We start from the raw sequence: 23,834 nt of genomic DNA on the forward strand, positions 1-23,834 counted from the left end.
TCAATACGGCTTGACGGTCGGTCATGCACGTCGAGCGCAATCGCTTCGTGCTACGCAGCATTCGTGCCCGGCGTCATGAACTCCGCGCCTACAGGACAACCACGACCAACAGTATGACGCGAACGATTTGCCGACGGTATGCATCGGCATGGCCGCCGACAGCCATCAGAAACGCCATCTCGGCACCGTGCTATCCTGTATACCCATAGGGGGTATATGTATGGCACATCTGAGCATACACAAAGACGGCTTATTGAAACGCGTTCATCGCATCGCGGGCCAGGTTCAGGCTATCGAGCGTTCACTGGAGTCGGACGCCGATTGCGAAAAAGTCCTGCACCTGGTGGCCGCGACCCGCGGCGCAATGAACGGCCTGCTCGACGAGATCGTCGAGGCGCACGCGCGCGAACATGTCGCGCATCCGGACCTGACGGCCAGCCAGCGCAAGAAGGGAGTTGATGCATTGATCGGCGCAATCCGCCGCTATTCGAAGTAAGTTTGTATGACTGACCATCTGATCCGCAAACACGAGCACTCGTTTCTCGGCAGCGCGCACGACGACAACGCGCGCCGGACCCGCTTCGTCGTCGCGCTCACCGTTGTCATGATGATCGGCGAAATCGCGGCCGGTTACGTGACCGGCTCGATGGCGCTGCTCGCCGATGGCTTCCACATGGCGACGCATGCCGGCGCGCTCGGCATTGCCGCGCTCGCGTATGCGTTCGCGAGACGCAACTCGGCAAACCGCGCGTTCAGTTTCGGAACGGGAAAAGTGGGCGAGCTTGCCGGCTTCGCTTCGGCGCTGATTCTCGCGCTGGTGTCGCTTGGCATCGGCATCGAATCGGCGATCCGCCTCGTTCATCCCACCGGTGTCGCGTTCGGGCAGGCCGCGGTGATTGCGGCGATCGGGCTGGTCGTGAACATCGTCAGCGCGCTGCTGTTGTCGGGCGGCCATGCGCACCATGGGCATCACGATCATCACCATCATCACGACCATGCGCATGGGTCCGACAACAACCTGCGCTCGGCCTACGTGCACGTGCTCGCCGATGCGCTGACCTCGGTGCTGGCGATCGTGGCCATGCTGGCCGGCCGCTATCTCGGGTGGGTCTGGACAGACCCGCTGATGGGCATCGTCGGATCGATCGTCATCGCGCGCTGGGCATGGACGCTGATGCGCGACACGGCCGACGTGCTGCTCGACAGAACCGACGAGCACGTGGCCGGCGAAATCCGCGAAATCCTGGATTCGCACGGCGATGCCGAGATCGCCGACCTGCACGTCTGGCAGATCGGCCCGCAGGCGCGAGCGGCGATCGTCAGCGTGCGCACGCATGGCGGCGTTACGGCCGAGACGATCCGCGCGCGGCTCGCACCGGTGCATGAGGTCATGCATCTGACCGTCGAAGCGGCGTCATAACGCCTGCGCCCGGCGCAACAAGGCGCGATCAAAACAAAGGGCCGGCGTGTCTCGACGCCGGCCCTTCTGCTTTTTACTATTCAGCTTGCGCGGAGACCCGCCTAGCGCGGGGACCGAAGCTGGCGCTAAACCAGCTCACGCATCACACGCGCTCGATCGCGATCGCGATGCCTTGGCCGACGCCGATACACATCGTGCACAGCGCGAAGCGGCCCTGCGTGCGTTGCAGCTGATACGTCGCGGTCGTCACCAGACGCGCGCCGCTCATGCCGAGCGGGTGCCCGAGCGCAATCGCGCCGCCGTTCGGGTTCACGCGGGGATCGTCGTCGGCGACGCCGAGGGCGCGCAGCACCGCGATACCTTGCGAGGCGAACGCTTCGTTCAGTTCGATCACGTCGAACTGATCGATCGTCATGCCCAGACGCGCGAGCAGCTTCTGCGTGGCGGGTGCCGGGCCGATGCCCATCACGCGCGGCTCGACGCCGGCGGTGGCCACACCGAGCACGCGGGCGCGCGGCGTGAGGCCGAAGCGCTTCGCGGTCTCTTCATTGGCAAGCAGCAACGCCGCCGCGCCGTCGTTCACGCCCGATGCGTTACCGGCCGTCACCGTGCCGTCCGGACGCACGACGCCCTTCAGCTTCGCGAGCGTTTCGAGGCTCGTTTCGCGCGGATGCTCGTCCTGCATGACCGTGATCGGATCGCCCTTCTTCTGCGCGATCGTCACGCCGACGATCTCCTGCGCGAGCGTGCCGTCGCGTTGCGCGCGCGCCGCCTTCTGCTGGCTGCGCAGCGCGAATGCGTCCTGGTCGGCGCGGCTGATGTTGTAGTCGGTCGCGACGTTTTCGCCGGTTTCCGGCATCGAGTCGACGCCGTACAGCTTCTTCATCAGCGGATTCACGAAACGCCAGCCGATCGTCGTGTCGTAGACCTCGTTCTGACGCGAGAACGCGCTGGTCGCCTTGGGCATCACGAACGGCGCGCGGCTCATGCTTTCGACGCCGCCGGCAATCATCAGCGCGGCCTCGCCCGACTTGATCGCGCGCGCGGCGATGCCGACCGCATCCATGCCCGAGCCGCACAGACGGTTGACCGTCGAGCCCGGCACGTCCTTCGGCAGACCCGCGAGCAGCAGCGACATGCGCGCGACGTTGCGGTTGTCGTCACCGGCCTGGTTCGCGCAGCCGTAGATGAGGTCGTCGATCGCGGTCCAGTCGACGTTCTTGTTGCGCTCCATCAGCGCCTTGAGCGGCACCGCGCCCAGGTCGTCGGCGCGCACCGACGACAGCGAACCCGCATAGCGGCCAATGGGGGTGCGAATCGCGTCGCACAGAAATGCTTCGGTCATGGGATGTCTCCAGTTGAGATGCTGCGTGCGCTGCGCCTCGGCCGGCTTCGCACCGATGAGGCCGGTTCGAGGCGCCGAGGCATCGGCCCTGGGCGCCAACGGCCGCGGACGGGCAACTGCAAAATGGCGGCGGCGTAGCGCGCCGACACGTCGAAGCAGCTTAGCGCAGGATCGTGAACGATGGGCTTGGGATTGACGACCGATACGGCTGTCGCCTCTTCTTCGCCCTGCCTCGTGTTCTATATACGAACACAAGGTCATATATCGAACAAAACAGCCTCGATAATAGGCGGGGGCGCGAAAGCATGTCAAGCACGGCCGCAGCCGTGCCAAGCGACACCAGGGAATACGCGGAGGGGGTGATCTTCAGCGAACTTCGATTCCTTCATCGGCGATGTAGCCGCGAATCACGTCCGCGAAACTGCGCTCGGCCGCGAGCCCGAGCCGTTCGGCGCGCGACGTATCCCACGCGCCGGGCCAGCTGCCGACGATCTTCTCGATGCGCTCGTCGGGTTGCCGCACAATGCGGTTCGCGACCGCCTCGCCCGCGACCTCGCGCAGTGCCGCGATCATCTCGTCGACGCTGACCGACAAGCCCGGCAGGTTCAGCACGCGTTGCTTGCCAAGCACGGCGCCGTCGAGTTCGAGGCCGGCGATAAGACTCTCGATCGCCTTGCGCGGCGACAGCAACCACAGCCGCGTCGAACCGGCGACCGGACACACGGCCTCCTCGCCATTGAGCGGCTCGCGGACGATGCCGCTCGCGAACGACGACGCCGCCGCATTCGGCCGCCCCGGCCGCACGCTGATGGTCGGCAGCCGCAGCACGCGGCCGTCGACGAAACCGCGCCGCGAATAATCGTTGAGCAGCAGCTCCGCGATCGCCTTCTGCGCGCCGTACGACGACTGCGGATTGAGCGCGGTGTCGTCCTGCACGACTGCAGGCAGATCGCCACCGTAGACCGCGACCGAACTGGTGAACACGACGCGCGGTTGGTGCCCGCGCTGCCGGCAGATTTCGAGCAGCAGCCGCGACGCATCGAGATTGATGCGCATGCCGAGATCGAAGTCCGCCTCGGCCTGGCCGCTGACGATCGCAGCGAGGTGAAAGATCGCCGAGGTTTGATCGTCGATCACGCGTTCGAGCACACTGCGCTCCGCGATATCGCCGACTTCGGTGCGCACGCGCGCATCGCCGAAATCGTGTGCGCGCACGACGTCGAGCAACACGAGCCCGGTAATCGCTTGCGGTGCGCCGTGCGCATCTTTCAGCGTCTCGCGCGCGAGCAGCTCGCGCGCGAGACGCTGGCCGAGAAAACCGGCACCGCCGGTGATCAGTACTTTCATGGTTACGTGTGCGTCAGTGGTTGTCGGAAAGAGTCAACGCCCCGCATCGAGATAAGGCTTCAGCCAGCCAAGCCCCGCCGAGGTCCCCGCGCGCGGCCGGTATTCGCAGCCGATGTAGCCGTCGTAGCCGAGCGCATCGATCAGATCGAACAGGTACGGGTAGTTCAGCTCACCGATGTCGGGCTCGTGCCGCTCGGGCACACCCGCAACCTGGATGTGACCGATGCCGGCCATATCGCGTTTGAGCTTCATCGCGAGATCGCCCTCAGCGATCTGGCAGTGATAGCAATCGAACTGCACCTTCAGGTTCGGCGCGCCGACTTCGGCGCAGATCGCTTGCGCGTCGTCCTGTCGATTGAGGAAATAGCCGGGCATGTCGCGCGTATTGATCGGCTCGATGACGACCGTGATCCGTTCGGCTTGCGCGGCCCGCGCGGCATAGGCGAGGTTGTTCAGATACACGTCGCGTTGTGTTTTGCGCTGCGTTTTGCCCGCTTGATCGCCGGCGATCAACCCCGCCATCACATGCAGCTTGCGATTGCCGAGCACGCGCGCGTACTCGAGTGCCGTGTCGATGCCGCGGCGGAACTCGTCCTCACGGCCCGGCAACGACGCAAGGCCGCGCTCGCCGCCGCTCCAGTCGCCGGGTGGCGCATTGAACAGCGCCTGCGTGAGGCCATGCGCGTCGAGCCGCGCCTTCAGCTCGCCCGGGCGGAACTCGTAGGGAAACAGGAATTCGACCGCGTTGAAGCCGTCGCGCGCGGCGGCGGCGAAACGATCGAGGAACGCGTGCTCGTTGTACATCATCGACAGATTGGCGGCGAAGCGAGGCATGGTGGCAGCTCCTTCAAGACAGTGCGATACGGTGCGCGGCGTTCATCGGCAATGCGCGCTGCTACCAGCGCGCGCCGAACGCGGCACGGAGTTCTTCGATCGCGGCGGCGTCGAGCGGCGCGGGCCGCGGATTCGTCATCAGCCACAGGCGCGCGGTCTCCTCGAGTTCTTCGAGCGCATACGACGCGTGCGCGACCGAGCGCTCCCACACTACCGGCCCCAGACGTTCGAGCAACACCGCGCGCACCCGATCGGCCAGCGCAGCGATCTGCGCGGCCACTCGGGGATCACCCGGGCGTTCGTAGCGAATCAGCGGTACGTGGCCCACTTTCATCACGTAGTACGGTGTGATCGGCGGCAACACGTCCGCTTCGCTCCATACGCCCGCGAGCGTCAACGCGACCAGATGCGTCGAATGGGTATGGACGATGCCGCGCGCCTCGCCGTTGCGCGCATAGATACCGCGATGCAGCGCCAGCGTTTTCGACGGCTTGCCGCCCGACACCGCGTGGCCGTTTGCATCGACCTTCGCGATGTCGGCGGGATCGAGGCGGCCGAGGCACGCGTCGGTCGGGGTGATCAGCCAGCCGTCGTCGAGCCGCGCGCTGATGTTGCCGGCGCTGCCGACCGTATAGCCGCGTTGATACAGGCTCGCGCCGACCGCGCAGATTTCCTCGCGAACGCGCGCTTCGGCGCAGGTGTGAAGTGCCGGTGCGTCGCTCATTGCGCGGCTCCGTCGAGATGGCGCAGGGCCTTGTCGAAGAAGTCGGTGGCGCCGAAATTGCCGGATTTCAGCGCGAGTGCGAGCGGCTCGGCGCCGGTCGTCACCGTGGCCGGCACGCCCGGATCGATCTGCGCGCCGATGCGCAGCATGCGCACGTCGAGCGCCTGCACGACGGCGCCCGAAGTCTCGCCGCCCGCGACGACGAACTTGCGCACACCCCGTTCGCGCAGACCGCGCGCAATCGCCGCCAACGTCTTCTCGACCAGATGCCCGGCCTCGTTGACGCCGAGTTCGCGCTGCACGGCCTGCACTTCGTCGGGCGATGCGGTCGCATAGACCAGCACCGGTTCCGCGTGCACGAAGCGCTGTTGTGCGAACGCTAGCGCCTCGCCGACGACGTCCTCGCCGCGCGCCGCCGCGAGCGGATCGATGCGGAACGCGGGCCGTGTCGCGCACCAGGCGGCGACCTGCGCGTTGGTCGCCGTCGACGCACTGCCCGCGAGCACCGCCGACAAACCTTCTATACGCGGCAATTGCGGGGCATGGGTTTGCTCGCCGAGCAGACCCGCGCGCCGGAAGTTGGCCGGCAAACCAAGCGCGACGCCGGAGCCGCCGGTGATCAGCGCGAGGTCCGCGCAGGCCAAGCCGAGCGTGTGCAGATCGGCGTCGGACACCGCATCGGCAATCGCGATGCGCACGCCGTCGGCGCGCAACGCGGCGAATGCGGCACGCACGGCCGCATCGCCTTGCGCGAGCTGGTCGTAACGCACGAGCCCGACCTTCGATTGCGTTTGCCGCCGCAGCACGCGCACGAGGTTCGCGTCGCGCATCGGCGTCAGCGGATGGTTTTCCATGCCCGACTCGTTGAGCAGCGCATCGCCGACGAACAGATGACCGCGAAAAATCGTGCGGCCGTTCTCGGGAAACGCGGGACACGCGATCGTGAACGACGCGCGCTCAGCGAACTCGGCGGACAGCGCATTCAGCAACGCATCGGTCACCGGGCCGAGGTTGCCCGCATCGGTCGAATCGAAGGTCGAGCAGTACTTGAAGAAGAATTGCCGGCACCCTTGCGCGCGCAGCCAGGCGAGCGCGGCCAGCGATTGCGCGACCGCGTCGGCGGCCGGGATCGTGCGCGACTTCAGCGCGACGACGAGCGCGTCGGCGCCAAGCGCTGCGTTGGAGGTGGGCACGCCGATCGTCTGCACCGTGCGCATGCCACCGCGCACGAGCATGTTGGCGAGATCGGTGGCGCCGGTGAAGTCGTCGGCGATGCAGCCGAGCAGCGCGGGTTTCGTTTGAGCCGTCATGACCTCTTCCACGCCTATTGCTTCGTCGGCAATTCGATGCCTGGGAAAATCTTCACGACCGCCGAGTCGTCTTCGCCACCGTGGCCCGCCGTCGACGCCATCATGAACATCTGATGCGCGGCCGCCGACAGCGGCAGCGGAAACTTCGTGCGACGCGCGGTATCGAGCACGAGGCCGAGATCCTTGACGAAAATATCGACCGCCGACAGCGGCGTGTAGTCGCCCGCGAGAATATGCGGCACGCGGTTCTCGAACATCCACGAATTGCCCGCGCTGTGCGTGATCACGTCGTACAGCGCGTGCGGGTCGACACCTTCGCGCAGGCCGAGCGCCATTGCCTCGGCGGCCACCGCGATATGCACGCCGGCCAGCAGCTGGTTGATGATCTTCACCTTCGAGCCTGCGCCATGCGTGGCGCCAAGCCGATACACGTTGCCGGCGATCGCGGCGAGCACGTCTTCGCACGCGGCATAAGCGGCCGCGGGACCGGACGTCATCATCGTCATCTCGCCCGACGCCGCGCGCGCCGCGCCGCCCGACACCGGCGCATCGAGCATCTGCAGACCGGCCGCCTCGACGCGCTTGCCGAGATCGCTCGCGAACTCCGGCGCGACCGTGGCACTCGCGATCACGACGCCGCCCGGCTTCATGACCGCGAGCGCGCCGTGCTCACCGAACAGCACGGCCTCGGTTTGCGCCGCATTCACGACCAGCGTGATCACGACCTCGCACTGCGCGCCGAGCTCCGCGGGCGTCGCACAGCCGATGCCCCCTTCATCGACGAACGCCTGCAGCGCGTCGCGCCGCAAATCGCACGCGTGGACCCTGAAGCCCGCGCGCAACAGCGAGCGCGCGACGCCGAGCCCCATGGCCCCCAAGCCAATGACACCGACATTTCTCGACATGCATGACCTCTATGGATGGGTGCCGCATTCGTGGGTCCGCGCGCGTCGGAATCACCGCGCGCCTTCAGCGCGTCAGACGATGCCCGCCTCGGCAAGCCGCCGCGCCGCGTTGTACAGATGGGTCTGCGCGGCATTGCGCGCCGCCATCGGATCGCCGGCGCGAATCGCCGCGGCGATCGCCGCGTGCTCCTCGCGCACCTGCCGCGAGAAGTCCTCGCGCAGCGCCTCGTTGCGGCGCGTGACGACCGTGCCCGCTTCGAGGTACTGATTGAGGAACGTCAGCGTCTTCAGGAAATACGGATTGCCCGTAGCCGCCGCGATCGCGCGATGAAACGCGACGTCTTCGGCGACGCCGTCTTCGCCATTGCCGACCGCGCGCTCGATGCGCGCGAGCGCGGCGTCGATCGCGGCCATCTCGGCATCGCTGCGGCGCGTCGCGGCTTCCGACGCGACCTCCGCCTCGATCGCGCGACGCAGCGCGAGGATCTGCACGACCGAGCCCGGCTCCACGGCTTCCGCGTAGTCGATTCGCAGCGGGCGGATCGCGCCGTGTCCGGCGACGAACACGCCACTACCCTGGCGCGGCTCGACCACCCCCTCGTTCTTCAGTCGCGACAGCGCCTCGCGAATCACCGTGCGGCTTACGCCGAACTGTTGTGCGAGCACGGCTTCGGTCGGCAGCCTGGCGCCGCGCGCAAAGGTGCCCTTGTCGATCTGCTTCAGCAGTTGCTGCGCGACGGTGTCGCTCAAAGCGCGCGCGGGAATCTTGTCGAACATGGCGGATCGGTTGGACCGGGTGTCTCGAACTAGTCAGGTTATCGGGTCATCATACAAATTTGGAGTGGGAATCGCATCCACGCAAACCCTGGGGTTTTTGCACGAATCGGCGTTATTTGGCGAAATAGAAGGCTTAAGCTATCGTCTCGCCTTTGCGCCGCAACGCAAAACGCGTCGCCGCATCGAAACGATCGCGCGTCCTTCGCGCGCACTCTTCCGAACCCACCATCAAGGTCCATGAGCAAAGCCCTGCCGCCGTCTTCCGTCGCGCCCGCCAACGCCGAACCGGCCCCGGAGAAACCGGGCGACTCGTACGTGCAGTCGTTCGCGCGCGGCCTCGCGGTCATCCGCGCGTTCGACGCGACGCGGCCTGAACAGACGCTCACCGACGTCGCCGCGGCGACTGGCCTCACGCGCGCCGGCGCGCGCCGGATCCTGCTGACGCTGCAAACACTCGGCTATGTGGAAGCCGAGGGACGCCTGTTTCGTCTGACGCCGAAGATCCTCGACCTCGGCTTCGCGTATCTGACCTCGATGCCGTTCTGGAATCTCGCCGAACCGGTGATGGAAAGCCTGTCGGCGCAGGTGCACGAAAGCTGCTCCGCGGCCGTGCTCGATCGCACCGAGATCGTCTACGTGCTGCGCGTGCCGACTCACAAGATCATGACGATCAACCTGTCGATCGGCAGCCGCCTGCCCGCCTACTGCACGTCGATGGGCCGCGTGCTGCTTGCCTCGCTCGACGACGAGACGCTCGACGCGACGCTGAACTCGACGCCGCTCTACTCGCACACGCCGCGCACCGTCACCGACAAGCAAGAGTTGAAGAAGCTGATCGAGCAGGTGCGTCGCCAGGGGTGGGCGATCGTCGATCAGGAGCTCGAAGGCGGCTTGATTTCGCTGTCCGCGCCGATTCGCAATCGCCAGGGCCGCGTGATCGCCGCGATGAACATCAGCGGCAACGCACAGCGCAATTCGGCCAAACAGATGGTGAAGGCGTTCCTGGAACCGCTGCAGCGAGCCGCACAGACAGTCTCGGAGATGGTCGCGCGGCGCGGCTAATGAACGCTTCGTGGCTCTGGCCGCGCGGTGATGAGCAGCCGGGCGCGCACGCCTCGTGCGCGCCGCGTCGTTTGCATCAAGCGCTCACTGCGCGAGATAGCGCTCCACCAACCGCGCCCAGAACGCCGCGCCGATCGGCAGACTGCTGTCGTTGAAGTCGTAGTGCGGGTTGTGCACCATGCAACCTTCCTCGCCGACGCCATTGCCAATGCGCAGGAACGTGCCCGGCCGCTTCTGCAGCATGAATGCGAAGTCCTCGCTACCCATCAGGATGTCGGTCTGCTCGACCACCTTGTCGTCGCCCACCAGTTCGCGCGCGACCTGCACCGCGAAATCCGTTTCGGCATCCGTATTGATGACGACCGGATAGCCTTCGATGTACTCGACGTGCGCTTTGCCGCCATAGCTCGCGGCCTGCGACTCGGCCAACTCAGTGATGCGCTTCTTCAGCAACGCGCGCACCTCGGGGCTGAACGAGCGCACGCTGAGCTCGAGCCGCGCGCTGCCGGAAATCACGTTGTTCGCGGTGCCCGCGTGCATCGAGCCGACCGTCACCACGGCGGGCTGCGACGGATCGACGTTGCGCGCGACGATCGTTTGTAGCGCCATCACGATGCTCGCGGCGACCACGACCGGATCGACGGTCAGATGCGGACGCGCCGCATGGCCGCCGACGCCTTCGATCGTGATGATCGCCTTGTCGCCCGCCGACATGAACGGTCCCTTGCGGAACAGCAACACGCCCGGCTCGGCTCCCGGATGGTTGTGCAGGCCGAACACGGCGTCGCACGGGAAGCGCTCGAACAGGCCGTCGTCGATCATCTTCAGCGCACCGCTGTCGATGCCGCTTTCCTCGGCCGGCTGGAAATACAAATGCACGGTGCCCGAGAAATTGCGCGTGGCCGCGAGACGTTGCGCGGCGCCGAGCAGGATCGTGGTGTGACCGTCGTGGCCGCACGCGTGCATCTTGCCGTGGGTGCCGCTCGCGTACGGCAGGCCGGTCTGTTCGATGATCGGCAACGCGTCCATGTCCGCGCGAATGCCGATGCTGCGCTTGCCGTCACCCTCTTTCAGCGTGCCGACCACGCCGGTCTTGCCGACCCCGCGCGTGACCTGCCAGCCCCACTGTTCGAGTTTTTCCGCGACGAGCGCCGCGGTCTGCACTTCCTCGTACGCGAGTTCCGGATGGTGGTGAATCTGATGGCGAATCTCGCGCAGGCTCGCGGCGGCGGGTTCCAGATCGGACACTTCGGTCAAACGCGGGGTCTCGTTCATAGCTTGTATGGCTCCAGTGAGTAGCCTCGCACTATAGCCACGCTGTTTTGTTCGAATAAGATGCTATTTTTTTCACCCTGATTAACAGGCCTTATATACGGGGTTACCCTTATGAAGCTGCAGCAGTTGCAGGCCTTCGTCGCCGCCGCGCATCACCGCAGTCTGCGCGCCGCCGCGCGTGAGCTTGGCGTCACGCAGCCGGCCGTCACGCATACGATTCGCGAGCTGGAAAGCGCGCTCAACGCCGCCCTGATGGTGCGCAGCGTGCGCGGCATCGAGCTGACCGCGTGCGGGCTCGCGCTGTTGCCGCGCGCCGAGCAGTTGCTCGGCGACATGCGCCGCACGGTCGAGGCCGTCGAGCAGGTCAAGGGCGAACTGGCCGGCAAGGTCAGCGTCGGCACGATGCCATCGCTCGCGCTGACGGTACTGCCGCATGCGGTGTCGAGCTTTCGCGAGCGGATGCCGCTCGTGAGTCTGCATCTGGAGGAAGTGACGGTGCCCGACGCGCTCGCGCGTCTGCGCAACGGCGCGCTCGATCTCGCGGCGATCCATCACGTTCTGGCATTGGATAACGATCTGGTGCAGGTGCCGCTGTACTCGACGCAGTTCGTCGTCACGATGCGCGCCGGCCATCCGCTCGCGAACGTCACGCGTCTATCCGAGCTGCTCGACGCCGAGTGGATCGTCACGGTCGGCGCCGATCACTTCCCGCACAGCGTGATGATGGCGATGTTCAGCGCGCACGGCTTGCCGGTACCGAAGCGCTTGCTGCGCGCGCCGTCGTCGTTTGCAGTCACGCTCGGGCTCGTGTCGCAGACCGACGTGATCAGTTGCTTCACGCGGCCGCTTGCGCAGAGGGTCGCGCCGCTCGGCATTCGCGTCGCACAGATCGAAGACGCGTTGCCGAACTACGATCTGAGCATCATCTCGCGACGCGATCTGCTGCCGACGCCGGCCGTGCAGCAGTTCGTCGCATGTTTGCGGCAGGTGACGCGGGAGCGGATGGGAGCCGTGCAGTAAGGCCGCGTGCTTGCGCTACGCGCTCACCTGCTCCTTGAGCACCGTGATCAATGCGTGCCCCGCTTCTTCGAGCGCGCCGGAGTTGTCGATCGTCGTGCAGCGCACGCCGGCCGGCAACGCAAACGGCGCGCGCCGCGCGAGCCGCGCCGCGACCTGCTCCGACGATTCGCGCGCCCGCGCGCCGAGCCGTGCTTCGAGAATATGCGGCGCGGCGCTCACGTGCACCACTTCCGCGCGTGGATAGCGCGCGAGCGCATGCTGCAGGTACTGCCGCGAGCCGTTGACGACCACCGTGCAGCCGCGCGCGAGCCACGCATCGAGTTCGATGCCGATGCCATAGCGCAGCGAATGGCTCGACCATTCGAGCGCGAACAGGCCAAGCACCGAGCGCGCGGCGAACTCCTCGACACTTAGTGCAACATGCACCTCGCCATTGCCGCTCGGCCGCGTGATGTAACGATGCGCGAATACGAGCGGCTCGCCGGCGAGCCGCATGCGCGCGAACTGCAGCAGCGAATCCTTGCCCGCGCCCGACGGCCCCATCACATAGATCAAACGCCCAGTCATTGGCTGCTCACCTCGTCTTGCTGCTTGTTCGTGCGATCGCCAGGTTGCGCGCCGTGGCTGAACGGCAGCGGCTGCCATAGCACGAACGGCTCACCCGGCGCCGGCTCGACGAACAGCGCGGCCTGATCGACAGCGAGCGGCCCGAGCGCGGGCGTGCGCTCCCGCCACCATGCGAGCAGCGTCGCGCGCTCGTCGGCATCGGCGAGCGAACTGGACAACGTCATGTGAAAACGGAACTCGTCGAACACGTACGGATAGCCCCATTGCAACAGCAACGCACGTTGGCGTTCGCTGAGCGGCGCGGCGAGCCGTCGCTCGAGATCGGCCGCCGACGGCCGCGCGCACAGCCTGTCGAGCGACTGCAGCGCGTTCGACGCGAGTTCGCCAATGCGCGTCTCGCCATCTGCATCGGCCGGTCGCAACGCGACGAAGTCGCCCAGCGTGGCCGCCTCTACCGGCAACGTGAACGGCCGCTGCGCGAGCGCCCAGGCTCGCGCGGCCGCGAGCACGTCGGGCTGCGTGACGCCGGCGCCGAGCCGGAACGGAGCGACCAGCGTGCCATGCCAGCCATAGCGGCGCGGCGCGTCGGTCAACGCGGCGAGCGGGCGCGTCAGGCCTTGCGGCTGCGGCTGCGCGCGGCGCTCGCCGCTGTGCGCATCGCGGCCGAGCCATGTCGAGCCGGTCTGCCACCACGCCGATTCAACCGACGGCGCGTAGTACAGCGCGAAGCGCGCTTCGGCACTCCATACGGGGCCGCTCACAGGTCATGCTCCACGAGCAGTTGCACGCGATCGGCCGCGAAATGCGTGAAGCCGTATTTGACCGGCGTGCCCTGCAGATCGACGTCGACGTTCTCGACCCACAGCACCGGCTGCTGACGGTTGATGTTGAGCCGCCGCGCGACTTCCGGCTCGGGCAGCACGCTGCCGATGCGGCTCCACTTGCGCAGATAATCGTCCACGCCGAATTCGGCCAGCGCTTTCGTCGTGCCGCCGAGGCGTTGCACGACCTCCGGCAAATCCGGAAACCGCGCGGCCGGATACCAGCTGCGCGCGTACGTGAGCGGCACGCCGTCCGACTCGTTCAGCGATTCGATGCGATAGACCGCCGCGCCCGCGCGCAGACCCAACGCCTTCGCGACACTGGGCTCGGCCTTCACGCGCGCGGCCGACAGCATCGTGCCCGCGGGCGAGTGGTGTTGTTGACGCAGGTTCTCGGTGAAACGCGTACGGCGGCCGATCGAATAGTCGATCGCGCCGGGCTGCACGAACGTGCCACGCCCCTGCTCGACGCTGACGAGGCCGAGCGCGGCGAGGCCGAGCATCGCGCGGCGCACCGTGTGACGGTTGACGTCGAAGCGCTTCGCCAGCTCACCCTCGCTCGGCAGCCGCCCTTCTTCGCCGAACCCGCTTGCCGTGATCTCTGCGGCGAGAATCTGTTCGATCTGTCTCCAGACGGCCACGCCCGCGCCGCGTTCGAGCGTCGTGGCCGGCGCCGCGCTGTCGTTCGATGTCATGGTGCTGTCATTCCCTTCGGTTCAAATGATCGCCATGACGTGCATTGTAGTGCGCGAGCCGTGATGAAAATATGAATGTCCGCCGCGCACGACAGTCCAGACAACTATGCTTATAAACGTCTAGACGTTTAGATGAATAGATGCTTCAATGTCCACTCGCTGGATCGACAGGAAATCCGATGAGCCCGAGTTCCGTTCCGCCCCGTCCATCTTCTTCGCCGTTGCCGGCCGTGTCTTCGGCGGCGCGGCGCGCCTGGATGGCCGTGCTGACGCGCACGCCGCGCGCCGACCTCGAAGCCGCGCTGCAGCGCGCGCTGCAAGGCCGCCCCACCCCCGCCTACGACTGGCTGCGCCCCCCTGAAATCGGCCTCGCGATGGTGCGCGGGCGCATCGGCGGCAGCGGCGATCCGTTCAATCTCGGCGAAGCCACGGTTACGCGCGCCACGCTGCGTCTGCATGCCAGCGGCGACGCCGAAGCCACCGTCGGCGTCGCCTGCCATCTGGGACGCGACCGCCGTCGCGCCGAACTTGCCGCGCTCGCCGATGCCTTGCTGCAGATGCCCGAGCATCACGACAGCCTGCATCGTCGATTGATCGAGCCATTCGCCGCGCAACAGCAGGCCCGGGGCGCGCAACAGCAACAGGACGTCGCGGCGACGCGCGTCGAATTCTTCACGATGGTGCGAGGCGACTGATGGAACGTTCACCGATTGCGTTGTCCACGCTGACGCCGGGTTTCGCGGACCCGGTCCACGATACCCAGGCCGTGTTTCGCACGCTGCTCGACGCGTTGTCGCGGCCCGGCACGATCGGCGTGATCCGCGACGTGCTGCCCGAGTTGCGCAACACGCCGGTCGAACCCGCCGCGTTTGCCGCACTGCTGACGCTCTGCGACTACGCGACGCCGTTGTGGCTCGCGCAGCCTGATCCCGCGCTCGCGTCGGCGTTGCGTTTTCATACCGGCGCGCCGCTCGTCGATGCGCCCGGCAACGCCGCGTTCGCGTATGTGCACGATGCCGACGCGTTGCCATCGCTCGAAAGCTTCGCGCCCGGCAGCGCCGAGTCACCGGAACAATCGGCCACGTTGCTGATCCGCGTCGACGCGCTGACGGGCGGCGCAGCGGTCACGCTGAGCGGCCCCGGCATTCTGGATGCCGAAACGATTTCGCCGGTCGGTCTTCCCGCGCGGTTCTGGCAAGAACGCGCAATGCTCGCGCCGCTGTTTCCGTGCGGCATCGACTGTTATCTGGTTTGCGGCCCGCGCGTGATCGGCCTGCCGCGCACAACCGAAGCGAAGGTGAACTGATGTACGTTGCCGTCAAAGGTGGAGAACGCGCGATCGAAGCGTCGTGGCGCCTGCTCGACAAAGCGCGCCGCGGCGATACGCGAATCGCCGAACTGAGCGTCGCGCAGATTCGCGAGCAGTTGCGGCTCGCGGTCGCACGCGTGATGACCGAAGGCTCGGTCTACGACGAGGAGCTTGCGGCGCTCGCAATCAAGCAGGCGGCCGGCGATCTGGTCGAGGCGATTTTCCTGCTGCGCGCGTATCGCACCACGTTGCCGCGCTTCGGCTATACGCGCGCCATCGATACCGAAACGATGCAGGTCGAGCGACGCATCTCGGCGACCTTCAAGGACCTGCCCGGCGGCCAGTTGCTCGGCGCGACCTATGACTACACGCAGCGTCTGCTCGATTTCGCGTTGCTCGCCGATGGTGATGACGCGCGGCAGGACGTGACGCGCGGCAACGCGCCGGTTCCGCAAGAACCGCCAGCGCCAGAATCGATGCCGCGCGTCGTGTCGCTGCTCGACAAGGAAGGCCTGATCGAACAGGAGCGCCCGACTCCCGACGGCGCGGAACCCGGCGACCTGTCGCGTGAACCGCTCGCCTTTCCGGCGAGCCGCGCGACGCGTCTGCAAAATCTCGCGCGTGGCGACGAAGGCTTTCTGCTCGCGATGGGCTATGCGACGCAACGCGGCTACGCGCACTCGCATCCGTTCGCGGGCGAGATCCGCTTCGGCACGATCGCGGTCGAGATGGACCTCGACGAACTCGGCGAAGCGGTCGACATCGGCGATATCGACATCACCGAATGCCAGATGATCAACCAGTTCGCGGGCAGCGGCACGGTGCCGCCGACCTTCACGCAGGGCTACGGCCTCGCGTTCGGCCACTCGGAGCGCAAGGCGATGGCGATGGCGCTCGTCGATCGCGCGTTGCGTGCCGAAGAACTCGGCGAGACGCTCGCGTCACCGACGCAGGACATCGAGTTCATGCTGTCGCATAGCGACAACGTCGAGGCGTCGGGCTTCGTGCAGCACCTGAAGCTGCCGCATTACGTCGACTTCCAGGCGGAGCTGGAACTGGTGCGGCGTTTGCGCGCGCAGCATCGCAGCAACGATGAAACAAGCCGCGCCACCGACAAGGAGCAAGCAGCATGAACGCGCCCGACACCGCTGTTGCCAACACCTCATACGACAGCGCCGCGCACGGCTACAACTTCGCGTATCTCGACGAGCAGACCAAGCGCATGCTGCGCCGCGCGCTGCTGAAGGCAGTCGCCGTGCCGGGCTACCAGGTGCCGTTCGCGTCGCGCGAAATGCCGCTGCCGTACGGCTGGGGCACCGGCGGCATCCAGGTGACGGCCGCGATCATCGGCAGGACGGACACGCTGAAGGTCATCGATCAGGGCTCCGACGAAACCACCAACGCCGTCAACATCCGCCGCTTCTTCGCGCGCACCACGGGGGTGGCGACCACGCGGCACACGAGCAAAGCGACGATCATCCAGACGCGGCACCGGATTCCCGAAACGCCGTTGACCGAGCGGCAGATCCTCGTCTATCAGGTGCCGATGCCCGAGCCGCTGTACCGGCTCGAGCCGCGCGTCGCCGAATGCAAGAAGCTGCATGCGCTCGCCGATTACGGGCTGATCAGCGTGAAACTGTACGAGGACATCGTGCATCACGGCAGCATCGCGACCACCTACGACTACCCGGTGATCGTCAATCATCGCTATCTGAGCTCGCCGTCGCCGATCCCGAAGTTCGACAATCCGAAGATGCATATGAACGCCGCGCTGCAACTGTTCGGCGCGGGCCGCGAGCGCCGCATTCACGCGATTCCGCCTTATACGCCGGTGTGCAGCCTCGACTTCGACGATCATCCGTTCGAAGTGCAGAAGTGGCAGCACGCGTGTGCGCTGTGCGGATCGAAGGAAAGCTTTCTCGACGAGATGATCGTCGACGATGCGGGCACGCGCATGTTCGTGTGCTCGGACAGCGACTACTGTCACGGGCGGCGCGGCGATGGCGATAGCGACGGCGACGGCGCTATCGAAGCGCAAGCGCCGCTGCCCCACGCCACGCGCGAAGGAGAATCCGCATGACGCCGCTTCTGAGCGCACGCGCGCTCACCAAACAATATGGCGGCCGCAACGGTTGCCGCAACGTGAGTTTCGATCTGTATCCGGGCGAAGTGCTGTGCATCGTCGGTGAATCGGGTTCGGGCAAGACCACGCTGCTCAACACGCTGGCGCTGAAGACCGAGGCCGATAGCGGCTCGCTGCACTACACCGCGTCGCATGGCGACTCGCTCGATCTGCGCGCGCTGTCCGAGCCGCGCCGCCGTCTGCTGACGCGCACCGAGTGGGGCTTCGTGCAGCAGAATCCGCGCGATGGCCTGCGCAGCGGCGTATCGGCCGGCGCCAATATCGGCGAGCCGTTGATGGCGGTCGGCGCGCGCCACTACGGCGAAATTCGCCGCACTGCCACGCAATGGATGGAGCGCGTCGAGCTCGACCCCACGCGCATCGACGAATTCCCCGCCGCGTTTTCGGGCGGTATGCAGCAACGTCTGCAGATCGCGCGCAATCTCGTCACCGGTCCGCGTCTGGTGTTCATGGACGAACCGACCGCCGGTCTCGACGTGTCCGTGCAGGCGCGTCTGCTCGATTTGCTGCGCACGCTGAACTCGACGCTGCATCTGTCGGTGCTGATCGTCACGCACGATATCGGTGTCGCGCGTCTGCTCGCGCATCGGCTGATGGTGATGCAGGCGGGCGAAGTCGTCGAGGCGGGTCTGACCGATCAGGTGCTCGACGATCCGCAGCACCCGTATACACAAACGCTGGTTTCCTCGGTTCTGCCGGTTTGAGGCTCACGATGCAATCCACTGAGGTAGTCACTGAGGTAGTCAATGAAGCAGGCAGCGATGCCCGCCACGGCGAGCGCGCTTTCGCCGACAACGCGGCGCTGATGCTGCGCGCCATCGGCATCGGCAAGACTTTCACGCTGCACGGCCAGGGCGGTGTGCGGATCGACGCGCTCGCGAACGTGTCGCTCGAGGTCGAGCGCGGTGAATGCGTGGTGCTGGTCGGGCCGTCGGGTGCGGGCAAGAGCACGCTGCTGCGCTGTCTGTACGGCAACTATCTGGCGAGCACCGGCTCGATTGCGATTCGCGACACCAGCGATCAGGGTCGGCCCATTGCAATCACCCGTGCCGAACCGCGTGACATACTGCGGCTGCGCCGTCGCGTGGTCGGCTATGTGAGCCAGTTTTTGCGCGTGATCCCGCGCGTGCCGACGCTTGCGCTCGTCGCCGAGCCGCTGGTCTTGGACGGCGTCGCCGAACCTGAAGCCAGCGCGCGCGCCGCTGAATTGCTGGCGCGGCTCAACGTGCCCGAGCGTTTGTGGTCCCTCGCGCCCGCGACGTTTTCGGGCGGCGAGCAGCAACGCGTGAACATCGCGCGAGGTTTGATCGCCGAACATCCGCTGTTGCTGCTCGACGAACCGACCGCTTCGCTCGATGCGGAAAACCGCGACGTTGTGGCTGATCTGATCGTCGAGGCGCGCGAGCGCGGCGCGGCGATCGTTGGTATCTTTCACGACGAAGAGACCCGCAACAAGGTCGCGACGCGCCGCCTGGAACTGCGGCCGCCGGTGCGGCACTAAATTGACACCAGTCCCGACTGACTACGGAGCAAGTCGATGTTGATCAGCAACGCTCACATCGTGACGCGAGACGAAGAATTCATTGGCACCGTGCGCGTGGAAGACGGCGTGATTCGCGACGTCGAACGCGGCGCGGGTTTGGCGCGCGACGCCGAAGACTGGGACGGCGATTATCTGCTGCCCGGTCTGATCGAACTGCATACGGACAACCTCGAGAAGCACCTCGTGCCGCGTCCCGGCGTCGAATGGAATACCGACGCGGCCTTCGTGATTCACGACGCGCAGGTCGCCGCAGCCGGCATCACGACGGTATTCGACGCGCTCGCCATCGGCTCGCGCTCGAGCGTTGGGCTGCGTAACCGCGACGTGCAAACGCAATGCGCCGGTTCGCTGCTGCGGCTGTCCACGCGTCGACTGCTGCGCGCCGAGCACTTTCTGCATCTGCGCTGCGAGATCGCGACCGCCGACGTGCTCGAGGTATTCGATTCGCTGTGCGCGCATCCGCTGCTGCGGCTCGCGTCGGTGATGGACCATACGCCGGGCCAGCGCCAATGGCACGACCGGGAGCAATGGCGCCGCTTCCAGGAGCGCAACGGCAAGATGAGCGACGAGCGTGTCGCGAGCACGCTCGCCGAACTCGCGGTCGAACAGGAGCGTTACGCGGACGAGCACCGCCGCGAGATCGTCGCGCGTTGCCGGCGGCTCGGCATTCCGGTTGCGAGCCACGACGACACGCTGATCGAGCACGTCGAACAGGCGAAGGCCGAGGGCATCGTGCTCGCCGAATTCCCGACCACGCGGATCGCCGCGCAAGCCGCGCGCGAGCATGGCATTGCGACGATCATGGGCGCGCCGAACATCGTGCGCGGTGGCTCGCATTCGGGCAACGTGTCGGCGCTCGAACTCGCGCGCGCGGACCTGCTCGACATCCTGTCGTCGGATTACGTGCCGTCGAGCTTGCTGACCGCGGTGTTCGATCTCGTCGAAAAAGCGGGCTGGTCGCTGCCGCGCGCGATGGCAACGGTCTCTGCCGAGCCGGCGCGCACCGCCGGTCTCACGGACCGCGGCGCGATCGAGCCCGGCCTGCGCGCGGATTTCGTGCGCGTGACGATGCTCGACAAGCTGCCGGTGCCGCGCGCGACTTATCGCGCAGGGGTGCGGATCGTTTGAGTGGGCTGGTTGAGCGCGCCTGCGTCTCAGGTCGACAACGGCACACGCTCCGGCTCATTCGCGGCGCGATCGCGGCGTGGCAATAGAAAACGCTCAGCAGCGCGGGTAAGACCGCGTCACGCGGCGGGCTCCGCCTCGCGCCCCTCGGTCGCATCGCGCGCGGCGTGCGCCTGGGCGAGCTGGGCCTGGGCAGCCCTCGCCTGCCCAGCCTGTTCGTCGAGCCGCATGGCGAGCAGATCCTGATAGCGCAGATACGCGCAACGGCCCCCCGATTTCGCCGCATACATCGCGGCATCGGCGTTCAGCAGCAGTTCCTCGGCATTGCCGCTGTCGTGCGGGAACTCGCTGATGCCGATGCTCGCGCCGACCGTCATGCTATTGCCGTCGACGGTCAGCGTTTCGTTCAGCGCGTCCATGATGCGCTCGGCGATTTCTGGCGTGACCTCGGCCGCGCGCTGCCCTTCGATCAGCACGATGAATTCGTCGCCGCCGAGCCGCGCGACCACGTCCCCGGCATACAGCACGTCCTTCAGACGGCGTGCGACCGCGACCAGCACCTTGTCGCCGACCGAGTGACCGAACTGATCGTTGATCTGCTTGAAGCGGTCGAGGTCGACGAACAGCACGGCGAGGCCTTCGCGGCGGAAGCTTGCCTCCTCGATCGCGTTCTCGAGCTTCTGCATGAACAGCATGCGGTTCGGCAAGCCGGTCAGCACGTCGTGCGAGGCCAGATGCACGAGCTCGCTCTGCTTGCTGTGCAGCGTATCCATCTGCGCGCGGATTTCGCAACGCAAACGCTCGAAGCAGCGCGCGAGCACGCCGATTTCGTCGGTGCGTTTGAGCGGCAAGGTGTGCATCGCGTGGTCGGCGAACAGGTGCGTCGCCGCATACGCGAGCAGATGCAGCGGTTTGGTCAGCGCTCGCGCGAACAGGATCGCCAGCAGTACCGACAATGCGCTGAACACCAGCACCATGCGAATGATCCGCGTGCCGAGCTGATTGGCGCCGGTCAGCACGTCCTCGAGCGGCTTCGCGAGACCGAGCACGATGAAGCGGTTGCCCTCGGAACCGCCGAACGGCCGCCGCACGAACGCGAGCACACGGCCGGCCGCCTCGCCGGGTCTGGCGAGACCGTTGATGAGCACCTCGCTTTGGCGTTGCTCGAACAGCTGCTTCGTGGCGGGGAAGCTGTCCTGCATCAGCACGCGACGGCCGCGGTCGAAACCGAAGGTTTTCGACGCGTCGGGATGGATCAGGAAGTCGCCCCACTCGTTCGCCAGATAGACCTGATAGTCGCTCGGCAGATCGCTCTGCAAACGCCGCAGCATGCCGGCCAGATCGACATCGATTACGACGACGCCGACCACCGTGCCGCGCGCATCCGCGATCGGCGTGCCGAGACGCAGCGTCGGCTTGCCTTGCGCCGCATGCGTGCCGGATTCGTGATTGACCGAAATCGGCGACGTGTAGATGCGGCCCGGCGAAAACGCGAGCGTTTCGAATACGTAGGGAAACTGAGCTTTTTCCTGCAAATCGTCACCCTCTACGCGCACGAGGCCATCGCTGTCGCGATCGAAACGGATCAGTTCGAGACCGTGATGCTGCCGCGTGATCAGCCGCACCTGCAGATACTCCGGGTGGTGCAGCATGAAGCTCGAATACACCTGCGCGAGCCGCTCGCGGCCGAGGTTCGGGCCGATACCGTCGTCGGTCTGCGCGACGCTCACCGACGACGGCATCGTCGCGAGCACGAGCGCGTCCGCCGCGACGTCGTCGATCGATACCGCGATGCGCTGGCCGAGCAGCTCCGTCGACGTCTGCAGGCTGTGCTCCGCTTCGTTGACCAGCATCGTGCGATTCGCGCGATACGCGTAATAGCCGGTCGCGCCCGACGCCAGCACGCCGATGCACGCGAGCAGCACGGATAGCTTGAAGGTCAGGCCGCGATGCAGCATCAGAAGCGCTCCGAACGGTCGCCCGACACGATGCGCGTCCACAGTTGCTCGCGGCGCTCGATATCTTCCACCGGACTGATCCAGACGATGTGCGCGTTGGCGCTGCCTTCGGCCGGCTCGGTCAGCGTGTTCGCGAGCCCCTGGCGCTGTGTCAGCAACTCGCTCACGCTCGGCTCGAGCATGTAGTTGATCCATGCGAGCGCGAGCGGCTGGTCGCTCGCCGCGCGCGTCATCGACCAGCAATCGAGCCACGCGAGCGCGCCTTCGTCCGGAATCACGTAGCCGACGTCGGCGCCCGCGCGCCGCAGCAACTGCACCTGCTGCGTGCCGTAGTTGCCGAACATCAACGCGACCTTGTGCTGGATGAAAAACGCGGTCGCCTCTTCGGGCAGCGTGTAGTAGGTCAGCAGGTTGCGGCGCAGATCGACGAGCTTGTGCGCGATCGTGCGCATCTGCGCGGGGTCGAGTTGAAACGGATGCGGATAGCCGAGCGCAAGCGCGGTGAACGAGAAGTTGTGCTGCGCGCTATTGAAGTCGAGCACCTTGCCACGATAGCGCGGGTTCCACAGTTCGAGCATCGAATGCGGCGCAACCGGAATCTGCTTGCGATCGTAGATGAGTCCCATCGACGAATACGTGAACGGAATCGCGTATACCTTGCCCGCCGAGGTCAGGCCGTCGATCGAGCCGAGCGCCTGGAAACGCGGCAACTGCTTCTTCGTATTCGGCAGACTCGCGAGATCGAGCGGCGCGAGCAGATTCGCCTGCGTATAGCGGCGGATTTCGGCGGTGTTGGCGGCGAGTACGTCGAACGGCGGCGCGCCCTTGCTGTGCATCTGCGCCCACAGCGCCTCATCGGAATCGACGAGCGTGACCTCGACCTTCGCGCCGTAGCGCGCTTCGAACGCCTTCACGACGTCCGGGTCCGCATAGCCGGGCCATGCGAGAACGTGCAGCACTTTCTCGGCGGCCGCTGCGGGCGTCGCCGCGCCGAAACCCGCGCACAGCAATGCGCCTATCAGAACACGCGACACGCGGGGTAAAACCCCGGAAAAAACGTCGCACGCAAATCCGGATGCGCCAATCGATGAAAATCCCGATGTAACGCTCGACAAAAAACCGTCAAAAAACCGGCGCTGCAATAATGCCGCGCGAGCCCGCACGCCGGTGCTCGCGATTCGTCGCTTGAAAGTCTGTTTACAACGGCCTGTTCGATCCGCCGTGAACAACATCGTGTGCATGCATAACACCGTTGAGCAGAAAGGCCATGTGAGCGAGCGCAAACGCGCGGAATTTGAATCTTGACGGCCGTCCGACGACCTGCGCCCGAGCGATCCCCGCCTGCGCGGGCGGCCGGCGTCCAACGCGGGGAGCATCGATGATAGCGCCAAAGCCTTTGTTTTTGCACCGGTTCGAAACGGCCGGGCAAAAATATCGGTGCTGGTAATAACGTGCAAGGCAATAGCCTCGAGGCCGTTCTTAATTAACGGCAAATTCAGCCGCGAGCTTTAACGATCCGTCCACGATTCAAACTCGCGTTTCAAACCGGTTTTCGGCGAACTCGCGAGAAAACCGGCGTAAATCCCAGTCGATTACGCTCGCCGGCCCTTCGTATTACCGCTCGTGCATTGCATCCGCGTTACGCAAACCCTAC

The 23,834-nt window shown here is 66.1% G+C and carries 24 protein-coding genes; 11 read left to right on the top strand and 13 right to left on the bottom strand.

Features of this window, described 5'->3' with window-relative positions:
- The first annotated feature begins 148 nt into the window (after positions 1 to 148).
- Both OKW27_RS16980 and dmeF read left to right on the top strand, forming a co-directional pair.
- Positions 149 to 496, top strand: a complete 348-nt coding sequence (locus OKW27_RS16980; protein WP_429334161.1) for a metal/formaldehyde-sensitive transcriptional repressor — start codon at positions 149 to 151, stop codon at positions 494 to 496.
- Positions 497 to 502: 6 nt separating this feature from the next.
- The gene (dmeF, locus tag OKW27_RS16985; RefSeq protein WP_429334162.1) at positions 503 to 1,420 is read left to right on the top strand and encodes a CDF family Co(II)/Ni(II) efflux transporter DmeF; all 918 of its coding nucleotides are present in this window, start codon (positions 503 to 505) and stop codon (positions 1,418 to 1,420) included.
- 142 nt (positions 1,421 to 1,562) lie between these two features.
- Here dmeF and pcaF read toward each other — a convergent pair whose 3' ends face one another.
- The 7 genes from pcaF to OKW27_RS17020 all read right to left on the bottom strand — a co-directional run bounded on the left by pcaF (position 1,563) and on the right by OKW27_RS17020 (position 8,662).
- A complete protein-coding gene (gene pcaF / locus OKW27_RS16990) occupies positions 1,563 to 2,765 on the bottom strand; it encodes a 3-oxoadipyl-CoA thiolase (RefSeq protein WP_184039328.1) in 1,203 nt (400 codons plus the stop codon).
- A gap of 366 nt (positions 2,766 to 3,131) precedes the next feature.
- A complete protein-coding gene (denD, locus tag OKW27_RS16995; RefSeq protein ID WP_429334163.1) occupies positions 3,132 to 4,112 on the bottom strand; it encodes a D-erythronate dehydrogenase in 981 nt (326 codons plus the stop codon).
- Between the two features lie 33 nt (positions 4,113 to 4,145).
- Positions 4,146 to 4,946: a 2-oxo-tetronate isomerase gene (gene otnI, locus OKW27_RS17000; RefSeq protein WP_429334164.1), complete on the bottom strand. Its 801-nt coding sequence runs from the start codon at positions 4,944 to 4,946 to the stop codon at positions 4,146 to 4,148.
- Positions 4,947 to 5,007: 61 nt separating this feature from the next.
- Positions 5,008 to 5,670: an aldolase gene (locus tag OKW27_RS17005; RefSeq protein ID WP_184060667.1), complete on the bottom strand. Its 663-nt coding sequence runs from the start codon at positions 5,668 to 5,670 to the stop codon at positions 5,008 to 5,010.
- Positions 5,667 to 6,980, bottom strand: a complete 1,314-nt coding sequence (gene otnK, locus OKW27_RS17010; protein ID WP_429334165.1) for a 3-oxo-tetronate kinase — start codon at positions 6,978 to 6,980, stop codon at positions 5,667 to 5,669. The genes OKW27_RS17005 and otnK overlap by 4 nt, the downstream gene beginning before the upstream one ends.
- Before the next feature lie 14 nt (positions 6,981 to 6,994).
- Positions 6,995 to 7,885 carry an L-threonate dehydrogenase gene (gene ltnD / locus OKW27_RS17015; protein ID WP_429334166.1) on the bottom strand — a complete coding sequence of 297 codons (891 nt, stop codon included), beginning with the start codon at positions 7,883 to 7,885 and terminating at the stop codon, positions 6,995 to 6,997.
- Between the two features lie 72 nt (positions 7,886 to 7,957).
- The gene (locus tag OKW27_RS17020; protein ID WP_429334167.1) at positions 7,958 to 8,662 is read right to left on the bottom strand and encodes a FadR/GntR family transcriptional regulator; all 705 of its coding nucleotides are present in this window, start codon (positions 8,660 to 8,662) and stop codon (positions 7,958 to 7,960) included.
- A 237-nt stretch (positions 8,663 to 8,899) separates the two neighbouring features.
- On the opposite strand from OKW27_RS17020, the gene OKW27_RS17025 reads away from it, so the two are divergent.
- The gene (locus tag OKW27_RS17025) at positions 8,900 to 9,724 is read left to right on the top strand and encodes an IclR family transcriptional regulator (protein ID WP_090810481.1); all 825 of its coding nucleotides are present in this window, start codon (positions 8,900 to 8,902) and stop codon (positions 9,722 to 9,724) included.
- Positions 9,725 to 9,808: 84 nt separating this feature from the next.
- On the opposite strand, the gene OKW27_RS17030 is transcribed toward OKW27_RS17025, so the two are convergent.
- Positions 9,809 to 10,999, bottom strand: coding sequence for a M20 aminoacylase family protein (locus OKW27_RS17030; RefSeq protein ID WP_429334168.1), 1,191 nt, complete (start codon positions 10,997 to 10,999; stop codon positions 9,809 to 9,811).
- A gap of 111 nt (positions 11,000 to 11,110) precedes the next feature.
- Between OKW27_RS17030 and OKW27_RS17035 the strand changes: the two genes are divergently transcribed.
- Entirely contained in the window at positions 11,111 to 12,019 is a 909-nt protein-coding gene (locus tag OKW27_RS17035; RefSeq protein ID WP_090809528.1) for a LysR family transcriptional regulator, read from the top strand.
- A 15-nt stretch (positions 12,020 to 12,034) separates the two neighbouring features.
- Here the strand turns inward: OKW27_RS17035 and phnN are convergent, their stop codons facing one another.
- From phnN to phnF, 3 genes are read right to left on the bottom strand one after another with little or no spacing between them, the layout of a single operon-like run.
- Complete coding sequence (phnN, locus tag OKW27_RS17040; protein ID WP_090809526.1) at positions 12,035 to 12,586, bottom strand: phosphonate metabolism protein/1,5-bisphosphokinase (PRPP-forming) PhnN; 552 nt, start codon at positions 12,584 to 12,586, stop codon at positions 12,035 to 12,037.
- Positions 12,583 to 13,347 (bottom strand): DUF1045 domain-containing protein, encoded by a 765-nt coding sequence (locus OKW27_RS17045; RefSeq protein WP_429334169.1) that lies wholly within the window; start codon positions 13,345 to 13,347, stop codon positions 12,583 to 12,585. The genes phnN and OKW27_RS17045 overlap by 4 nt, the downstream gene beginning before the upstream one ends.
- Positions 13,344 to 14,102, bottom strand: a complete 759-nt coding sequence (gene phnF, locus OKW27_RS17050; protein ID WP_090809521.1) for a phosphonate metabolism transcriptional regulator PhnF — start codon at positions 14,100 to 14,102, stop codon at positions 13,344 to 13,346. Before phnF ends, OKW27_RS17045 begins: the two co-directional genes overlap by 4 nt.
- Positions 14,103 to 14,281: 179 nt before the next feature.
- On the opposite strand from phnF, the gene phnG reads away from it, so the two are divergent.
- The 7 genes from phnG to OKW27_RS17085 are packed head-to-tail and all read left to right on the top strand — an operon-like array spanning position 14,282 to position 20,225.
- Positions 14,282 to 14,797, top strand: coding sequence for a phosphonate C-P lyase system protein PhnG (gene phnG / locus OKW27_RS17055; RefSeq protein ID WP_429334170.1), 516 nt, complete (start codon positions 14,282 to 14,284; stop codon positions 14,795 to 14,797).
- A complete protein-coding gene (gene phnH, locus OKW27_RS17060; RefSeq protein WP_429334171.1) occupies positions 14,797 to 15,408 on the top strand; it encodes a phosphonate C-P lyase system protein PhnH in 612 nt (203 codons plus the stop codon). Before phnG ends, phnH begins: the two co-directional genes overlap by 1 nt.
- Positions 15,408 to 16,544 (top strand): carbon-phosphorus lyase complex subunit PhnI, encoded by a 1,137-nt coding sequence (locus OKW27_RS17065; protein ID WP_429334172.1) that lies wholly within the window; start codon positions 15,408 to 15,410, stop codon positions 16,542 to 16,544. The genes phnH and OKW27_RS17065 overlap by 1 nt, the downstream gene beginning before the upstream one ends.
- Positions 16,541 to 17,491: an alpha-D-ribose 1-methylphosphonate 5-phosphate C-P-lyase PhnJ gene (locus OKW27_RS17070; RefSeq protein WP_429334173.1), complete on the top strand. Its 951-nt coding sequence runs from the start codon at positions 16,541 to 16,543 to the stop codon at positions 17,489 to 17,491. Before OKW27_RS17065 ends, OKW27_RS17070 begins: the two co-directional genes overlap by 4 nt.
- Positions 17,488 to 18,258, top strand: coding sequence for a phosphonate C-P lyase system protein PhnK (gene phnK, locus OKW27_RS17075; RefSeq protein WP_429334174.1), 771 nt, complete (start codon positions 17,488 to 17,490; stop codon positions 18,256 to 18,258). Before OKW27_RS17070 ends, phnK begins: the two co-directional genes overlap by 4 nt.
- Positions 18,259 to 18,266: 8 nt before the next feature.
- A complete protein-coding gene (gene phnL / locus OKW27_RS17080) occupies positions 18,267 to 19,055 on the top strand; it encodes a phosphonate C-P lyase system protein PhnL (protein WP_429334175.1) in 789 nt (262 codons plus the stop codon).
- A 36-nt stretch (positions 19,056 to 19,091) separates the two neighbouring features.
- Entirely contained in the window at positions 19,092 to 20,225 is a 1,134-nt protein-coding gene (locus tag OKW27_RS17085; RefSeq protein ID WP_429334176.1) for an alpha-D-ribose 1-methylphosphonate 5-triphosphate diphosphatase, read from the top strand.
- A gap of 116 nt (positions 20,226 to 20,341) precedes the next feature.
- Here the strand turns inward: OKW27_RS17085 and OKW27_RS17090 are convergent, their stop codons facing one another.
- Both OKW27_RS17090 and OKW27_RS17095 read right to left on the bottom strand, forming a co-directional pair.
- Positions 20,342 to 22,180 carry a diguanylate cyclase domain-containing protein gene (locus OKW27_RS17090; protein ID WP_429334177.1) on the bottom strand — a complete coding sequence of 613 codons (1,839 nt, stop codon included), beginning with the start codon at positions 22,178 to 22,180 and terminating at the stop codon, positions 20,342 to 20,344.
- Positions 22,180 to 23,421, bottom strand: coding sequence for an extracellular solute-binding protein (locus OKW27_RS17095; protein WP_429334178.1), 1,242 nt, complete (start codon positions 23,419 to 23,421; stop codon positions 22,180 to 22,182). The genes OKW27_RS17090 and OKW27_RS17095 overlap by 1 nt, the downstream gene beginning before the upstream one ends.
- Positions 23,422 to 23,834: the final 413 nt, after the last annotated feature.

Source organism: Paraburkholderia sp. 35.1, from assembly GCF_050436525.1.
In the GTDB taxonomy this organism is placed as follows: Bacteria; Pseudomonadota; Gammaproteobacteria; order Burkholderiales; family Burkholderiaceae; genus Paraburkholderia; species Paraburkholderia tuberum.

Coding starts and splice junctions, on each gene's coding strand:
- OKW27_RS16980 (WP_429334161.1), top strand. CDS start 149: ATGGCCGCCGACAGCCATCAGAAACGCCATCTCGGCACCGTGCTATCC.
- dmeF (WP_429334162.1), top strand. CDS start 503: ATGACTGACCATCTGATCCGCAAACACGAGCACTCGTTTCTCGGCAGC.
- pcaF (WP_184039328.1), bottom strand. CDS start 2,765: ATGACCGAAGCATTTCTGTGCGACGCGATTCGCACCCCCATTGGCCGC.
- denD (WP_429334163.1), bottom strand. CDS start 4,112: ATGAAAGTACTGATCACCGGCGGTGCCGGTTTTCTCGGCCAGCGTCTC.
- otnI (WP_429334164.1), bottom strand. CDS start 4,946: ATGCCTCGCTTCGCCGCCAATCTGTCGATGATGTACAACGAGCACGCG.
- OKW27_RS17005 (WP_184060667.1), bottom strand. CDS start 5,670: ATGAGCGACGCACCGGCACTTCACACCTGCGCCGAAGCGCGCGTTCGC.
- otnK (WP_429334165.1), bottom strand. CDS start 6,980: ATGACGGCTCAAACGAAACCCGCGCTGCTCGGCTGCATCGCCGACGAC.
- ltnD (WP_429334166.1), bottom strand. CDS start 7,885: ATGTCGAGAAATGTCGGTGTCATTGGCTTGGGGGCCATGGGGCTCGGC.
- OKW27_RS17020 (WP_429334167.1), bottom strand. CDS start 8,662: ATGTTCGACAAGATTCCCGCGCGCGCTTTGAGCGACACCGTCGCGCAG.
- OKW27_RS17025 (WP_090810481.1), top strand. CDS start 8,900: ATGAGCAAAGCCCTGCCGCCGTCTTCCGTCGCGCCCGCCAACGCCGAA.
- OKW27_RS17030 (WP_429334168.1), bottom strand. CDS start 10,999: ATGAACGAGACCCCGCGTTTGACCGAAGTGTCCGATCTGGAACCCGCC.
- OKW27_RS17035 (WP_090809528.1), top strand. CDS start 11,111: ATGAAGCTGCAGCAGTTGCAGGCCTTCGTCGCCGCCGCGCATCACCGC.
- phnN (WP_090809526.1), bottom strand. CDS start 12,586: ATGACTGGGCGTTTGATCTATGTGATGGGGCCGTCGGGCGCGGGCAAG.
- phnF (WP_090809521.1), bottom strand. CDS start 14,102: ATGACATCGAACGACAGCGCGGCGCCGGCCACGACGCTCGAACGCGGC.
- phnG (WP_429334170.1), top strand. CDS start 14,282: ATGAGCCCGAGTTCCGTTCCGCCCCGTCCATCTTCTTCGCCGTTGCCG.
- phnH (WP_429334171.1), top strand. CDS start 14,797: ATGGAACGTTCACCGATTGCGTTGTCCACGCTGACGCCGGGTTTCGCG.
- OKW27_RS17065 (WP_429334172.1), top strand. CDS start 15,408: ATGTACGTTGCCGTCAAAGGTGGAGAACGCGCGATCGAAGCGTCGTGG.
- OKW27_RS17070 (WP_429334173.1), top strand. CDS start 16,541: ATGAACGCGCCCGACACCGCTGTTGCCAACACCTCATACGACAGCGCC.
- phnK (WP_429334174.1), top strand. CDS start 17,488: ATGACGCCGCTTCTGAGCGCACGCGCGCTCACCAAACAATATGGCGGC.
- phnL (WP_429334175.1), top strand. CDS start 18,267: ATGCAATCCACTGAGGTAGTCACTGAGGTAGTCAATGAAGCAGGCAGC.
- OKW27_RS17085 (WP_429334176.1), top strand. CDS start 19,092: ATGTTGATCAGCAACGCTCACATCGTGACGCGAGACGAAGAATTCATT.
- OKW27_RS17090 (WP_429334177.1), bottom strand. CDS start 22,180: ATGCTGCATCGCGGCCTGACCTTCAAGCTATCCGTGCTGCTCGCGTGC.
- OKW27_RS17095 (WP_429334178.1), bottom strand. CDS start 23,421: ATGCACACGATGTTGTTCACGGCGGATCGAACAGGCCGTTGTAAACAG.